The sequence below is a fragment of the Nostoc sp. TCL26-01 genome (genome assembly GCF_013393945.1).
GTDB lineage: Bacteria > Cyanobacteriota > Cyanobacteriia > Cyanobacteriales > Nostocaceae > Trichormus.
The window spans coordinates 1,047,411-1,062,099 of record NZ_CP040297.1 but is presented as its reverse complement, the minus strand read 5'-3'; the positions used below and the strand labels follow the sequence as shown (position 1 = coordinate 1,062,099).

18 protein-coding genes are annotated in these 14,689 nt (G+C 39.5%); 11 read left to right on the top strand and 7 right to left on the bottom strand.

Annotated elements, in window-relative coordinates:
* Positions 1-106: 106 nt before the first annotated feature.
* Entirely contained in the window at positions 107-478 is a 372-nt protein-coding gene (locus FD725_RS04405) for a hypothetical protein (RefSeq protein WP_179046998.1), read from the bottom strand.
* A 39-nt stretch (positions 479-517) separates the two neighbouring features.
* On the opposite strand from FD725_RS04405, the gene FD725_RS04400 reads away from it, so the two are divergent.
* The 6 genes from FD725_RS04400 to FD725_RS04375 all read left to right on the top strand — a co-directional run bounded on the left by FD725_RS04400 (position 518) and on the right by FD725_RS04375 (position 3,514).
* Positions 518-1,291 (top strand): hypothetical protein, encoded by a 774-nt coding sequence (locus tag FD725_RS04400; RefSeq protein WP_179046997.1) that lies wholly within the window; start codon positions 518-520, stop codon positions 1,289-1,291.
* 76 nt (positions 1,292-1,367) lie between these two features.
* Positions 1,368-1,616 (top strand): hypothetical protein, encoded by a 249-nt coding sequence (locus FD725_RS04395; protein WP_179046996.1) that lies wholly within the window; start codon positions 1,368-1,370, stop codon positions 1,614-1,616.
* A 329-nt stretch (positions 1,617-1,945) separates the two neighbouring features.
* Positions 1,946-2,140 carry a hypothetical protein gene (locus FD725_RS04390; RefSeq protein WP_179046995.1) on the top strand — a complete coding sequence of 65 codons (195 nt, stop codon included), beginning with the start codon at positions 1,946-1,948 and terminating at the stop codon, positions 2,138-2,140.
* 112 nt (positions 2,141-2,252) lie between these two features.
* The gene (locus FD725_RS04385; RefSeq protein WP_179046994.1) at positions 2,253-2,423 is read left to right on the top strand and encodes a hypothetical protein; all 171 of its coding nucleotides are present in this window, start codon (positions 2,253-2,255) and stop codon (positions 2,421-2,423) included.
* The gene (locus tag FD725_RS04380) at positions 2,416-2,736 is read left to right on the top strand and encodes a hypothetical protein (protein WP_179046993.1); all 321 of its coding nucleotides are present in this window, start codon (positions 2,416-2,418) and stop codon (positions 2,734-2,736) included. The genes FD725_RS04385 and FD725_RS04380 overlap by 8 nt, the downstream gene beginning before the upstream one ends.
* Positions 2,729-3,514 (top strand): hypothetical protein, encoded by a 786-nt coding sequence (locus FD725_RS04375; protein WP_179046992.1) that lies wholly within the window; start codon positions 2,729-2,731, stop codon positions 3,512-3,514. The genes FD725_RS04380 and FD725_RS04375 overlap by 8 nt, the downstream gene beginning before the upstream one ends.
* 93 nt (positions 3,515-3,607) lie before the next feature.
* Here the strand turns inward: FD725_RS04375 and FD725_RS04370 are convergent, their stop codons facing one another.
* Entirely contained in the window at positions 3,608-3,793 is a 186-nt protein-coding gene (locus FD725_RS04370; protein ID WP_179046991.1) for a hypothetical protein, read from the bottom strand.
* Between the two features lie 127 nt (positions 3,794-3,920).
* On the opposite strand from FD725_RS04370, the gene FD725_RS04365 reads away from it, so the two are divergent.
* Positions 3,921-4,304 (top strand): hypothetical protein, encoded by a 384-nt coding sequence (locus FD725_RS04365; protein WP_179046990.1) that lies wholly within the window; start codon positions 3,921-3,923, stop codon positions 4,302-4,304.
* 870 nt (positions 4,305-5,174) lie between these two features.
* Positions 5,175-5,561 (top strand): DUF760 domain-containing protein, encoded by a 387-nt coding sequence (locus tag FD725_RS04360; protein WP_179046989.1) that lies wholly within the window; start codon positions 5,175-5,177, stop codon positions 5,559-5,561.
* A 123-nt stretch (positions 5,562-5,684) separates the two neighbouring features.
* Here FD725_RS04360 and FD725_RS04355 read toward each other — a convergent pair whose 3' ends face one another.
* Positions 5,685-5,918 carry a hypothetical protein gene (locus FD725_RS04355; protein WP_179046988.1) on the bottom strand — a complete coding sequence of 78 codons (234 nt, stop codon included), beginning with the start codon at positions 5,916-5,918 and terminating at the stop codon, positions 5,685-5,687.
* A gap of 222 nt (positions 5,919-6,140) precedes the next feature.
* Between FD725_RS04355 and modB the strand changes: the two genes are divergently transcribed.
* Positions 6,141-7,949, top strand: a complete 1,809-nt coding sequence (gene modB / locus FD725_RS04350) for a molybdate ABC transporter permease subunit (RefSeq protein WP_179046987.1) — start codon at positions 6,141-6,143, stop codon at positions 7,947-7,949.
* A gap of 303 nt (positions 7,950-8,252) precedes the next feature.
* Here modB and FD725_RS04345 read toward each other — a convergent pair whose 3' ends face one another.
* Both FD725_RS04345 and FD725_RS04340 read right to left on the bottom strand, forming a co-directional pair.
* A complete protein-coding gene (locus FD725_RS04345) occupies positions 8,253-8,615 on the bottom strand; it encodes a hypothetical protein (protein ID WP_179046986.1) in 363 nt (120 codons plus the stop codon).
* Entirely contained in the window at positions 8,596-8,946 is a 351-nt protein-coding gene (locus FD725_RS04340; RefSeq protein ID WP_179046985.1) for a DUF5674 family protein, read from the bottom strand. The genes FD725_RS04345 and FD725_RS04340 overlap by 20 nt, the downstream gene beginning before the upstream one ends.
* A 265-nt stretch (positions 8,947-9,211) precedes the next feature.
* Here FD725_RS04340 and FD725_RS04335 point away from each other — a divergent pair, with 265 nt between their 5' ends.
* Entirely contained in the window at positions 9,212-10,192 is a 981-nt protein-coding gene (locus FD725_RS04335; protein ID WP_179046984.1) for an aldo/keto reductase, read from the top strand.
* Positions 10,193-10,316: 124 nt separating this feature from the next.
* Positions 10,317-12,278 carry a TrkA family potassium uptake protein gene (locus tag FD725_RS04330; RefSeq protein ID WP_179046983.1) on the top strand — a complete coding sequence of 654 codons (1,962 nt, stop codon included), beginning with the start codon at positions 10,317-10,319 and terminating at the stop codon, positions 12,276-12,278.
* A 166-nt stretch (positions 12,279-12,444) separates the two neighbouring features.
* Here FD725_RS04330 and FD725_RS04325 read toward each other — a convergent pair whose 3' ends face one another.
* Together FD725_RS04325 and FD725_RS04320 are read right to left on the bottom strand one after the other, a co-directional pair.
* Positions 12,445-13,350 carry an amino acid ABC transporter substrate-binding protein gene (locus FD725_RS04325; protein ID WP_179046982.1) on the bottom strand — a complete coding sequence of 302 codons (906 nt, stop codon included), beginning with the start codon at positions 13,348-13,350 and terminating at the stop codon, positions 12,445-12,447.
* 111 nt (positions 13,351-13,461) lie between these two features.
* On the bottom strand, positions 13,462-14,664 hold the full coding sequence (locus FD725_RS04320) for a phosphoglycerate kinase (RefSeq protein ID WP_179046981.1): 1,203 nt from the start codon (positions 14,662-14,664) through the stop codon (positions 13,462-13,464).
* Positions 14,665-14,689 lie beyond the last annotated feature (25 nt).

The following is a 14,689-nucleotide window of genomic DNA, read 5'->3' as shown; positions in this document are numbered from 1 at the left end:
CCTATTTTCAATTACTTAAAGTAATAGTTTAAGTATTACTTTAAGTAAATTACATCAATGAAAGAAGAAAGATGACTGATGCTATTTACTTAGACCCTAATGAATTTTACCGTGCTGAGATGGATAGCTGGACTGAGCTATGGGATGACAATCTCAGTTTGTATGCAAACATATCAGAGATTCTTGGACAAGCTGTAATGTTACCCCAACGAGATTTAATGTTACCGATAGTCGCTACATACCTATTGGTTCCTAGTAAATGGGCTAAGGTTTTACCGATTTTATTTAGTTGGGGTGGTAAAGGCTCTGGGAAGTCAACCACTGCAATATTCGCCGCGAAGCTGCACGGTATAAATTCTACGTTCTCTGCTACCGATACATTCTCAGCTATCAGGAATGCACTTGATTCTATGAGGTGGATTGATGGTGAAGATAGGGAACTAGAAAGGGATGGGGTGATTTTACCTTGGGATAACATTCATACTGGTACTTTCAAAAAGATGAGCGTATCTACCAGATGTTGTTATTTGGTTACAATCGTTCAACTGATAAAATATCAATCGCTCAGACAGATGGGACTAATAAGGAATTCCATGTTTTTTCACCTAAGATAATTTCTTCAATTGATGATTTACATCTCAATATGGAATTAGAGGAATTACATCGGAGGTTGTTAGTTATTCCCCATAAATCATTTGATGCTTTTAGCTATGAGGAAAAAAAACAGTATGAGGATTTTGACATTCATGCTGACAGAATTGATATTGATTCTATTCATTGGGACGGCATTGAAGATAAATTCTTTAGCTTTTGGAATAACTCTGAGAATTGCAAGCTATACGCAAAATACAGAAACATTCTCACCAAGAAAGGTAAGAAAGAATTCAAGCATTCAATGAAGTCTGAACAGTGGATAATCAGCATTGATTTAATAGTTACTGGACTAGTTGCGGGTACTTGGCGTAACATCCCTGATGCTATTAATCATATGGAGAAATATTGGGATTATGCGAATAGCAATATATTCAATCAATCACCTGCAATCATTGAACATCTAGAGGCATTTATAGAGGATGAGGTGGGTGTACAGCGACAAATGAATAGGCAATTAGAGGAAGCTGGTAGGCGGGGAATACCTTTAATTATTAATCCTCAAAAACTGAAAAATAGACTTGAATATCACAAAAATAGAGGTGAGTTGAATATTTATTTCAACCAAGAAACGGTAGTAAAAATAATGTCTAGCTTGGGATGGAAATTAACTGCTAAAGGATGGGTAGAAAAAAGATGAGATATGTATATAGATGAATACAGAATGGTACGTTTTTAAATGGAGTGAATTAACTACTAGAAGAATGTATGTAGTTATGCCATTCTCTACTCTTGATACTGCATTAATTTATTTAGTTAATTTTAGCTATCAAGATACAGATGAAAGATTGAGAAATTTTCAATACCTGAAAAAAATGGTGATAGATAAAAATCAGATAATTTCTCATTCTGAAGATGAGAATATACCTCGTTGGTTTTTGTGTCATCAATCAGCCGTCCAATCGTTAACTCAAGTAATTGAAAGTAAACAAATAAAGGTGGTAAATAGATGTCTAAAGAATTAATGGGTATATCTAGAACGGACTGGAGTATTACTTTGATTTTTGAGCCAAGAGACATTTGGATTGGTGTTTATTGGGATTGGAAAATAGATTATTTCTGTAATAGATATTTTATCTATTTCACTTTAATTCCCACGATTGTAATTAGGTTGGTATTTGATAAATATGAGTAATAGGATTCCTGCTTTTATCATCATTGATGATATTAGATTCACTGTAATTTCCTACAATGATGAATCTAAAGAATTCAGATGTAAAAACTATCTTTGGCATATATCCGAGGTTGATAAGATTTTAGACTCTGAAAATGAGGTGATTAATGAGGATGATTTATGATGATTGATGAAGAAAAATATTTGATTCTCACTCTGTATTCAGCAAGTATTACATCAATACTCTCTGAGTTGCTGACAATCGATAAACATACATTGATTACTGATTTAATGAGTGAAGCTAGAGAAGCATTTCATTTATTAACCGATGAAGAGAAACAGCAATTACTTAAGGCTGAACAATTTAGTAATTAGTGATTTTAAATCAGGTATATCAATGAGTGAATTAGCAGAGAAATATAATTGTGGTATTTCTGATATTGAAGAGATTGTGAGATTAGGTTTTACTAAAAAGTGAGGGATAACAATGGTAGAAGTGACTTTTACTTATCAAGAATCAATTGCACTTCTTAGTTTTTTAGAGAATAAGTTTCATAGCACTGAGGAGAATAAAAAAGTTTTGAATTGCGTAATTCAAAGAATAATTATGGAAGTTGATAACTATGAGCAATTAATTAAGATGTTGCCTGATGAATAGATGCAAGTATGTAGTTAAAAGGACTTACTTAATATTACCTGACTCTGAACTTTCAATAACTTTAGATACTCCCCAATGGTTTGATTTTTTGGAATCGGGAATCAATAGTTTTCATTACATCTATTCTCGTGATTACACCTTTAGGGCAACGTTACGAGGTGGTGCTGAATATTGGTATGGAGAGAAGACAGTTTTGAACTTAAAACGTACTCTTTATATCGGTAAAAGTGAAAGCTTGACTGTTGAAAGGTTGGGCGTGATTGCTAGGACTATTAATTTACATGAATTAGCTTGGAGGGTTAGAAATGAATAAGGCTAAACGTGCAGTGATTAAAATTGCAAGCATCGAGGTTGAAGTATTCCAGTTACCTGTTGGTGAATACGTAATGAGTCAGTCTCAGGTAGGTAAAGCGATAGATGCAGACAGAGAGACGGTAAAAAGATTTATCGAACGAAAGAATCAGGGTTATAGGAGTGGGCATAATCAGTCAGCAAATGACATCAAACCTTTATCTGGTAAGGATTATAGGAGTCACAAAATGGAGAGAGAAAAGACTTTATCTGGTAGAGGTGGAGGGAATGAAATTAAAGTCATCCCTATTGATTTAGCTTCTGAGTTCTGGTTTGAACAAGCCATGAAGGGTAATAGCAAAGCACAGGGATTAACTAAAGCTTGTTTAGAGGAGACTTTAGAACGTAGGTGTGATAGGGCTTTTGAGCAGGTGAAGACTGAGGAGGAATATGAGAAGGCGACTGGTATTAAGTGTCAGACGTGGTTGGAGTCTAGAGAACTTTGCCGTTATTCTCATGGTTCATTCCATAGCACTTGTAAAGACAACGATTTCATAAGAGGTTTAGTTCACAATAAAATAACTCTTGCGGTATGCGGAAAGACTGCAAAAGAGTTAAAGAAAGAAGCGTTAGTTAACGGTAACATTAAGGTTGGATTAAACCATATCGCTAGTTCAGAAATCTTGGAAATCATAGCAATAGTAAAAATGGAATTTGGTACTTATCGCACAGGTACGCCGTCTGAACGGATAAAACGAGCATTGAAGAAATTAGGTATTACACCCGTCGTTGAGATTTAATTAAATTTTCACATCATGGTTATAGCTACCTAATCACTAGGTAGCTTTCTCTATCTAAATTTACTTTAACTATTACTTTAAGTATTACTTTAACTATTCATCTGAACTAGTAGACTTATCTAGCTTCTCTTGAATTGCATCTCTACAGAATTGACCTGGGTTGTCTTGTGACTTAATAGCGTCTTTCATTTCTTTGGTAGTCCTAAAGGTTACAGTTTCAGTTAAATCTTTACTTGGTGGATTGTTAAAATTTTCTGGTTTACCTTTAGGATTGGGCATTATGTAGAAATGTAAAATTAGCTTTCAATCGGCGTGTACTTCAATTTAGAGTTTTAAATCGGTGGTCTATGTGTCTGAGAAACTTGTAAACCACCGATACCACTTTTGATAGAGGCATATCTATTTTATGGTCTTTTCACGTCAAGAATTAGAATTGTTAACGATTCCACAACTTAGGATTTTATTACTCCGGTACGGATTAAAGCCTACCGGTTCGGCTGCATTAAAACCTGGTTTTATCACTACCTTGATGGTATTCCCCGAAATGGCACTCCAACAATTTGAAAATGGTACAGGGTTAATCCGTCCCACTTTTGACCAGTTACAGATAATGGGTGAGATTTTAGACCAGATGGGTACACCTACACCTGAACAGTCAGCATTGCTAAGGGTAAGTTTTGAAGGTAGGCGTATGGACATACCCAGACGGTATGACCAGGAGAGATTTTTAGACCTGTACAAAGCTAAGAACCATTTATCTGAGGTAATTAACCTACTAGGGATGATGTAAGGCTTTTAGTTGGATGAGATGTCAGGAGGGGGTAACACCCCTCTTTTTTTGCGCCTGTATCCCTTACTGCATCTATACTTCTAATTACTTAAAGTATTACTTTAACTATTACTTAAAGTATTTGAAAGTAGAAAGAGACAGGTATACCCTTAACTCTGGTTACTCGTTCCCGGTCGGGGAGAAATAGACAAACTTGGTCAGATTTTTTCAAGGGGTGATTTTTAGGAAATGACTGTAACCGTGTTGAGTGACCAACACTAGACACTGGTTTTCAATTTCTCGTCAACTAGCGAGGTTCAAATTTGAGGTATACCCTTAATCTCTGTGGTCAGGAGTGAGGTGAGAAGGTTAAGGGTATATGAGGGATAATAAAAAATGAGCATTAGTTGAGCATGAATGCTGAGTATAAAATAATGCTCAAAATAGGAGACTAGACACTGAAAATAGCTGTTTTGAACATTGTTTGAGCATTAAAGTGAGGTTGGAGGCTAGAAGTGTTGATTTAACGTATTTTGTACAATATCTAACGATATTGTGATTGCTAGAGAATAGAAATTCAGTAGCGGAGCAAAAATAAATACACTCATGAGATTAGGCAAGGAAGATGACAAAAGTATAGTTGTCATGTGTTTTGCTCTATTACTTGTGTTTTGTGTGGTCAAATATGATTGATTCGGTAAGTTGTAAGATAACAGTTAAAAATAGTGATAACTATGCTTAGACTGTTATTTTTACATCCAAATTCAATTGTCTAAAATTACATACTTTAGGTAGGATAATCTCTCTTTCAGAGTTCGGTTAAACGCACTGGGATATCAAAACTCAATTGCTAAATTAATTAATAGTTAAGTAACACTTGAGATTATTAGCATGAGTAACGATTCCCATCGCAATCCAGAATATCTTAGCCGTGAAGCAATCAATGATCATGGGCTGTGGGAATATATGCAATCCATGAGTCCTCAAACTGTTACCCAATTGTCTCAACCCACTTCACCAGAGGTGTTGCAATTAATTCAACGTGCTGTTGTGGCAACTTTGGGTAATCTCCCTCGTGACAGGTTTAATACTACTATTACCACCAGTCGGGAAGAATTAGGTAAGCTTTTAGGTTCAGCAATGGTAGATGGGTATTTCTTACGGAATGTTGAACAAAGATTAGAGTTAGAGAGGTCATTTTCACCTCAAGTTAGTGAAGTTGGTACTAACTTTTATTTAACGGGTGAAACTTCGACAACTGAAGATTTACACGAATAGCAAAGATTTTCAATTTATTACATGAGCCTCGATTCATTTTAATTACTGAGCCTAATTGAATGTAAAGAGGCTCAATTTTTTTAGGCGATCGCCTTGATAAACTCATTAGCAATTATTCCCTAATCAATCATTATAAGGTTGTGGGTCGAGAATCTCTATATCTCCAGGAGAAACTTCTCTAACTCCACTAGTGGGATAAAAATCTTCTTTGCTGATAACTTCCACAACTATCTTAGAACCCTTACTACCCAATCGATATCCACCAAAAACTGCATATTCCCCTGTATTCTTAATTTTCAAAATTAGCTTATATACTTGTCCTGAAGCACTAACGGCTTTGTAATCTCCACCTAACATCTGTTTCTCCTTTTGCTTCTTTCTTGGGAGAAAAGTAGCAAATACTACATACTATAGCAATGTATATTGGGTAACTTATAGTAAATTACCAACTTTTCATCCAAAAGGTTGGTAAATTATAAAGTGAAGCAAAAAATTAAGACTAGGCTATTTTGAGCGTTGAAGACAAGACGCAACTATGGCTTGGTGAATTTTTGCTAATCAATTATTGCCTAAACAACCATGTCATTGGATTTATCGCCGCTTTGGATATCACTGAAAACTTCCTTACTTGCCACATTTATCACCTTCTTTTTAGGGATTGCCGCAGCCTATTGGATGTTAGGTTATCGCGGTAAGGGCAAGTCGTTGATTGAGGGTATCTTTGTGGCTCCCTTGATTTTACCACCGACGGTTGTGGGCTTTTTGTTATTACTATTTTTTGGCAAAAACGGCCCTGTGGGGAAACTCATGGAGCCTTTTGATATTACTATAGTCTTTACTTGGTATGGGGCTGCGATCGCCGCAACGGTTGTTTCCTTCCCATTGATGTATAAAACGGCTTTAGGGGCTTTTGCTCAAATTGATGGCAATTTACTGCGAGTAGCGAGAACCCTGGGAGCGAGTGAATCCACAATTTTTTGGCGGATTAGTTTACCTTTAGCCCTACCTGGGATTTTAGCCGCGACAACTTTAGCTTTTGCCCGTGCTTTGGGTGAGTTCGGTGCAACCTTAATGTTAGCCGGGAATATCCCTGGACAAACTCAGACAATCCCAATGGCAATTTATTTTGCCGTCGAAGCAGGAGCGATGGATGAGGCGTGGTTTTGGGCGATCGCTATTATGGTGATTTCCCTATCGGGGATTATTGCGGTTAACTTTTGGCAAGAAATGAGGGAGAAGGGGAGGCAGGGAGATAGGGGGACAAGGGGACAGGGGGACAAGAAGAGTGAATTTTTGTTGGTGTCTACACCTGCTGCGGACGTTGAATTGCTAGTGGATATTGAGAAAGTTTTACCGAGTTTTCATTTAAAAGTGGCTTTCAGTACTGATGAACAACCTTTGGGTTTGTTGGGTGGTTCTGGTGCAGGTAAGAGTATGATCCTACGCTGTATTGCGGGGATTGAAACACCGACTAGGGGACGGATAGTTTTAAATGGTAGGGTACTATTTGACTCAGAAAAAGGTATTAATATCCCCAGCCGCGATCGCCGGATTGGTTTTTTGGTGCAGAATTACGCCTTATTTCCCCACATGACAGTAGCCCAAAACATTGCTTTTGGCTTAACCAAGGGACTTTCAGCTAGTAGTATGCGATTGCAGGTAGAAGAGCAATTGATCGCTATGCAGCTACAGGGATTAGGCGATCGCTATCCCCACCAACTATCTGGAGGACAACAACAACGGGTAGCCTTAGCCAGAGCATTAGCTAGTCAACCCCAAGCCTTGCTTTTAGATGAGCCATTTTCTGCCCTTGATACTCATTTGCGTAGTCAATTAGAGCAGCAAATGACAGCAACTCTCACAGATTACCAAGGTGCAACTCTATTTGTCACACACAACATGGAAGAAGCCTACCGGGTTTGCCCCAATTTATTGGTGTTAGAGCATGGTAGTCCAATTCAGCATGGTTCTAGATACGCTATTTTTGAAAATCCAGCTACAGTTAGTGTTGCTCAAATTACTGGTTGTAAAAACTTCTCCAGTACGGTTGTTGAGTCAGCCCAGCAAATAGCAGCGATCGATTGGGGTTGCAGTCTCAACGTTATAGAACCCACCCAGAGTGAATCATCTCATGTTGGTATCCGCGCTCATCAAATCACCTTTACTAATGACCCCAACCAAGACAATACTTTTCCCTGCTGGCTAGTGCGAACAAGTGAAACACCCCACCGCATGACATTGTTTTTAAAACTGCATACAGCCGCAAATGGTTTAGAAGATTACCATCTACAAGCAGAAGTGTTTAAAGAAAAATGGTTGACGATGAAAGATCATCCATTTCCTTGGTATGTACATTTAGACCCCATGCGTTTGATGTTATTGGATTAAGCTTAGAAATACATTCCTGGGTGAAGATGTGATAAATCGCGTCTCTAGAAGGTTGCATCTAGGCGGGATATAGGTTTGGGGGTTAGATTTGAGAGCTTGTCCTAAGAATACTTCTCTTTGGGAGTACTAAGTTTTGTTATTTTTAGGGCAAGAGTGCAGATGTTCCTAATTTAGGTTTTTCCGATGTTTTATGGTGATTATAAGGATTTGCTAAATTTTAATAGAGATGATTTAGTAATTACAATTTGTCTGAAATTGCATACCCTATTTGCCGAAAATCTATTTACTTCGTTTCCAGTTCCATTAATATGCTGCTGAATCAGACAATAACCCTGACATCCCTAATACTTGCTCTGCCCAAGCGCTAGATTGCTCTGACATTTTTCTACGTTCATTCTCATCAGACCAAAGACTATCGAAAGTTAATTGCCATCGTGCCAGTTGGACTTGAATATTCACTAATTCTTCAGCATATTCTGGTTCAATTTCTGCTGCTGTCCACTCAATAAAATACATAGTTTCATCTGCTACACTCTCAACAGCTTCTCGATAAGCGGTATGACAAAATGTTCTAATTCTCGCTAAATTAGAAGCTATGTGTCCTAAGCGATTTGATGTGTTTTCACTTTGAAACCGGGATTGTTTTTCATCTAGATTCTGGTGCATATCCGCCAATTAACTCCTGAGTGATTTTTTTAATAAGTTCTCGAATCGCTGGGTCTTGAATTAACATTGAGCGATTATTTTGGCTGGGAAGAATGTTAATAATAGATTCATAAGTGATTGATTGGTCAAAAGGAATCCAATCAGCACCCCAAATATTTCTCTGTCTACTACCATCTTCGAGCAACGCGGCTTCACAAAAAGCGTGTTTCTCTCCTCCCCCTGCTAAAATCCCTTTTTTTATGTCTACTGCTATTTTGATATAAAGTTCCAAAGTTTGCAGCATTTGCTCCACTTGTTGCAGCGTTGCCCGCTCCCTGATAATCAGTACCAAAATGTCACCCCTAACCCTATAAATTCACAAATTCAAATTTTCTTGTGTGGAATCACTGCAATATCTTTAAGTTTCTCTTTACCACGGAGACATAGAGCAAAAAGCCAAATTTTTGTTACTAGAAATAAGATGTTCAAGTGAGCTTGAGACATATACCCCTATCTCTAAAATCTCTCTAATAATAGATGACTTGTTTATATACAACGAGATAATGCACAAATGCAACATTATTTTCCGTTGCCAATTTTGCTGAGGAAATTATTGTATGAAGACAAAAAAACTAGGCAAACAAGGGTTAGAAGTTTCCCAACTGGGACTTGGTTGCATGGGGATGTCTGAATTTTACAGTGGACGTGATGAAGGGGAAGCGATCGCTACTATCCATCGAGCTTTGGAACTTGGGGTGAATTTTCTCGATACTGCTGATATGTATGGGCCATTCACCAATGAGCAGTTGGTAGGTAAAGCTATAAAAGATCGTCGGGAGCAAGTGGTACTAGCAACCAAATTTGGGAATGTCCGGACTGAGGATGGTGGTTGGAAAGGTGTCAATGGTAGACCTGAATATGTTCATCAATGTTGCGATGCTTCTCTAAAACGCTTGGGAGTGGAGGTGATCGATTTGTACTATCAACATCGTGTTGATCCAAATGTGCCAATTGAAGACACTGTAGGGGCTATGAAAGAGCTAGTCCAACAAGGTAAGGTGCGCTATCTGGGGCTGTCAGAAGCGGCTCCTGGGACAATTCGCCGCGCTCAAGCAGTTCATCCTATTAGCGCCCTACAAACAGAGTATTCACTGTGGACTCGTGATCCGGAAGAGGAAATTTTACCGACTATTCGAGAGCTAGGAATTGGTTTTGTTGCTTACAGTCCCCTCGGACGGGGATTTTTATCGGGAGCTATTACCCGTCCTGAAGACTTAGCAGCAGATGATTACCGGAGAAATAACCCGCGTTTTCAGGGTGAGAATTTCTATAAAAATCTGGAACTGGTGGCAAAAGTCAAGGAAATTGCTGATGAGAAGAGAGTGACACCTAGCCAACTGGCTTTGGCATGGTTATTGGCTCAAGGTGAAGATATTGTGCCGATTCCTGGTACAAAGCGCCGCACTTATTTAGAAGACAATGTTGCAGCCACGGAAATTATTCTGGCTCCAGATGATTTGCGTCGCCTTGCAGCTGCTGCACCCAAGGGTGTCACCGCAGGCGATCGCTATCCTGACATGAGTACTGTTAACCGATAAAATATTTGGAGACGCGATAAACCGCGTCTCCACGATGGTATTGTTGTAGCGATCGCAATATTAGTCTGACAAAAGCTGACTTGATCAGTAATATCTGCATTTATTCACATACATCAGGATTGGCATGGCAATTACAAACACTTTCTTAGTTTGTGGGTTGGGCAACCTGGGACAGTATTGTGTATCTGTGCTAAAAGAGTTTGGTGTCAAGGTAAATGCTATCGAAGCTACACATCCTCAACAATGGGAAATTCCCGACTTACCTGACTTAGTGGACAAACTGGTAATTGGAGATTGTCGCCAAACCAAGATACTAGAACAGGCGGATATTGGGCAGTGTAAAGCCATTCTCATTGTCACCAGTGATGAGAGAATTAATATTGCCGCCGCCTTTGCCGCGCGATCGCTTAATCCTCATGTACGTCTAGTTATCCGTTCGTCTCAAGATAATCTCAATGAATTACTCCGGGAAAGTTTGGGGAATTTTATCGCTTTTGAAGCTACCCAATTAACAGCTAACAGTTTTACCTTAGCAGCCCTTGGTAGTAAAATCAAAGGATTTTTTACATTAGAAAATCACCTTTTGCGAGTGGAAGAAGTGACAATTGATATTAGCCATCGTTGGCGGAATTTTTTGCACATCCATGAAATCAACAGTAGCCACCGCCGCATTCTCAGCCATAGAGAACCAGGCAAAACTTTACCAAAAACATTCTATGAATGGCAACCAGATGCGAAAATTTTGCCGGGAGATACTATTACTTATATTGAAGCTAAAGAAAATATCATCTCCCCATCAATCCAACCTAACCGAAAATTTTGGCAAGCTATCAACTGGTCAAATCTGTGTTATCAACTAACTCAGTCTTGGGCAGAAAGTAGTCAAACTCGTCGTGTAGCCTTAGCTAGTTGTATTGTGATGGTAATTCTATTTTTATGTGGAACCTTACTATATAAAATCCACTATCCACAAATTAGCTGGCAAAATGCTCTAAATGTTGCTTTAGTTCTCAGCATTGGTGGCTACGACAACTTATTTGGACAATTAGAAATGTCCTTTCCCGTTCCTTGGTGGCTACATTTATTCAGCATTAGCTTGACTGTAGCGGGTACGGTTTTTGTCGGCATTCTTTACGCCATCATGACAGAACGTGTCTTGGCTGCCAGATTTCAATTTTCTCGTCAGCGTCCACCAATACCCAAAACTGATCATATCGTGCTGATTGGTTTAGGTAGAGTTGGTAGATTAGTAGCACAGTTGCTGCAAGAACTCAAACAACCTGTAGTGGGAGTTCATACCCATGATTTAGAAGCTGGTATATTACCACAAATGCCTTTGGTTATTGGTAATAGTCAAAATGCTCTCAGCAAAGTGAATATTCATACCGCCAAAAGCGTGATTATCGTCACCGATGATGAGGTGGCTAATCTAGAAATTGCCTTGAGAACCCGTGTTGTTAACCCCAAGGCTAACTTAGTCATTCGCACCGTTGATCCTCGTTTTAGTGAGAATGTGGCGCAGATGTTACCATACGCCAGGGTTTTGGGAGTGTATGCCCTAGCGGCGGAAGCATTTACTGGGGCAGCATTTGGCGAGAATATCATTAACTTGTTTCGTCTAAATAACCAAACTACATTAGTCACCGAATATCAAGTAGAAACAGACGATACCCTCAATGAAAAATTGTTAGCAGAGATGGCTTACGGTTATGGCGTAGTGCCAATTCTCCATGCTAGAGCCAATCAAAAAACACCAAAGTTGATGCCTTCTGATGATATTAGATTGAGTGTAGGCGATCGCTTGATCGTTTTAGCCACCATTGAAGGATTGCAAAGGGTAGAACGAGGAATTATGCTACCACGTCAATGTTTAGTTCACATATACAAAGCCGTGTCATCAGAAGCAGCATTTGCCGGGGCTGCTGTCATTTCGCGCATATCTGGCTGTGATATGTATGTAGCTAGAACCTTGATGAATCAACTTCCAGCCACTCTCCAACATCCTCTTTACCAACACCAAGCTTACCGTTTAGTGAGTGAGTTAAGTAAATGTCAAGTTTCTGCTGATATAGAAACTAGTCTTTAAATCTATATTTTAGAGGGTGTTGGAAAAGTTTCAGTAGGTATAAAAATGTCATTCTGACTGGAGCGGAGCGTAAGGAAGAATCTAGGTTTTATGGCACATACCGAGATGTTTCATTCCGCTACGCTGCATTCAACATGACAAAGAAACAGACTTTTCCAACGTCCTCTTAAAGGTCACGCTGCGGAATTTCTTCCCGAAATTCAATGAACAACTGCATAGTTTCTTTCATTAAATCCCGTAAATCTTGATTGAGAAACACCGCACCTTTAGCACCAAACCAGCGATCAAAAATCGTCACATATTTATTCTCGTTATTAACAAATCCTTGCATAAACTTCACCAGAGAATAATTAACTACATCCAGAAATTTAGAGTTATTCTCAGGAACCATGCAAGCAATACCTTCTCGTGAATAGGGACGAGCCGGTACAATTGCAAAATCATCAGGATTTTTGGCTTTTTGCAACCATCCTTCCAATAAAATACTATCAGATGAGAAAGCATCTATTTTGCCTTGTTGCAAAGCTGTAAATCCTTCTCCCCGACTTTTAAAATACACCAGTTTAGCTTGGGGTTGTACCCGTTTGATTGCCTGTTCATTAGTAGTTTGTGCTAACACACCGATGCGTTTACCGATGAGAGATTCAGGCAAACCAAGATTACTCCCCGTCTTTACTAATAATTGAGTCCCAGTAGCACCGTAACTGACGGAAAAATCGACTTTTTTATCCCGTTCCCAAGTAAAGCTAGTAGCATCGCAAACAATATCCACTTGCCTGTTGACTATTTTGGGAATCCTTTGTGCTGGAGTCACCGCCACTAATTTCAGTTGAATTTTTTTACCTGATTCCTTTTCTATCTGCTGCTTGATCACAGATAACATATCTACAGAATAACCAATCAACTGTCCTTGCTCATCAGCATAGGCAAAAGGCGTAGCATCTCTACTAGTTCCAGCTGTTAGCACTCCAGTCCGAGCCACTTTTTGCATCACAGTTTCCCCTACCGCCACACCAGGGATAACTGTCGTCAAAGTCAAACTAAAAATAGCGATCGCTAAATTTTTATACATATTTTTATTCAATAGTCAATAGTGATTAGTTACAGACTAAAGGCTGGGGATAAGAGAATAGAGATGAGGGAAATAACCCTATTCCCTACTCCCCAATCCCTATTCCCTTACTTACGCTTCATCTAAAGCGGCAATACCGGGTAGGACTTTGCCTTCGAGTAACTCTAAGCTAGCGCCGCCGCCGGTGGAGATGTGGCTCATTTGATCAGCCAAACCTACCTTCTCAACAGCTGCAACAGAGTCACCACCACCGATGATGGTGGTTGTGCCGGTTTTGCCGATTTCTGCTAAAGTATGAGCGATCGCTTCTGTACCCACAGCAAATTTATCAAACTCAAACACACCCATAGGCCCGTTCCAAATTACGGTTTTGGTGTCTGCAAGGGCTTCTTGGAAGACTTTTACAGAGTCAGGGCCGATATCTAAACCCATCCAACCATCGGGAATGTTGTCAATACTGACGGTTTGAGAATTAGCATCAGGGGCAAAATTGTCTGCTACCACCACATCTGTAGGTAACAACAAACTCACACCACGTTCTTTAGCTTTAGCTTCCAAAGCCTTCGCCAGTTCTAGCTTGTCTTCTTCAACCAGAGACTTACCAACATTCAAACCACGGGCTTTGTAGAATGTGAAAATCATCCCACCACCGATGATCAGCTTGTCGCACTTCTCCAACAGAGTTTCAATTACACCGATTTTGCTGGAAACCTTGGAACCACCAATAATAGCAGCCAAAGGACGCTGGGGACTTTCAATTGCACTTTGCAGGTATTGCAATTCCTTCTCCACCAAATAGCCAGCTACAGAAGGACTCAGGAATTTAGTCACCCCTTCTGTAGAAGCATGGGCGCGGTGTGCTGTCCCAAAAGCATCATTGACATAAAAATCAGCATTAGCCGCCAATTTTTTGGCAAATTCGGGATCATTTTTTTCTTCTTCTGGATAAAAACGGACATTTTCTAGCAGTAGTACTTGCCCATTTTGCAATTCTGCTACCTTCGCTGCCACTTCATCGCCAATAGAGTCATCGGTTTTCACAACTTCTTGCCCCAATAACTCAGATAGTCTCTTAGCAACCGGGGTGAGGCGCAATTTGTCATCCACACCTTTGGGACGGCCAAAATGGCTTGTTAAAATGACCTTAGCTCCCTTCTGCGTCAAATCTTGGATGGTTGGCAGGGCAGCACGAATGCGAGTATCATCTGTGATGTTGCCTTGGTCGTCCACAGGCACGTTAAAGTCAACACGCACCAAAGCGCGTTTACCAGACACATCACCAGCAGATAAACTTGCTACAGTTTTTTTAGACACAGCCAAACCCTCCTGATTACCTTTT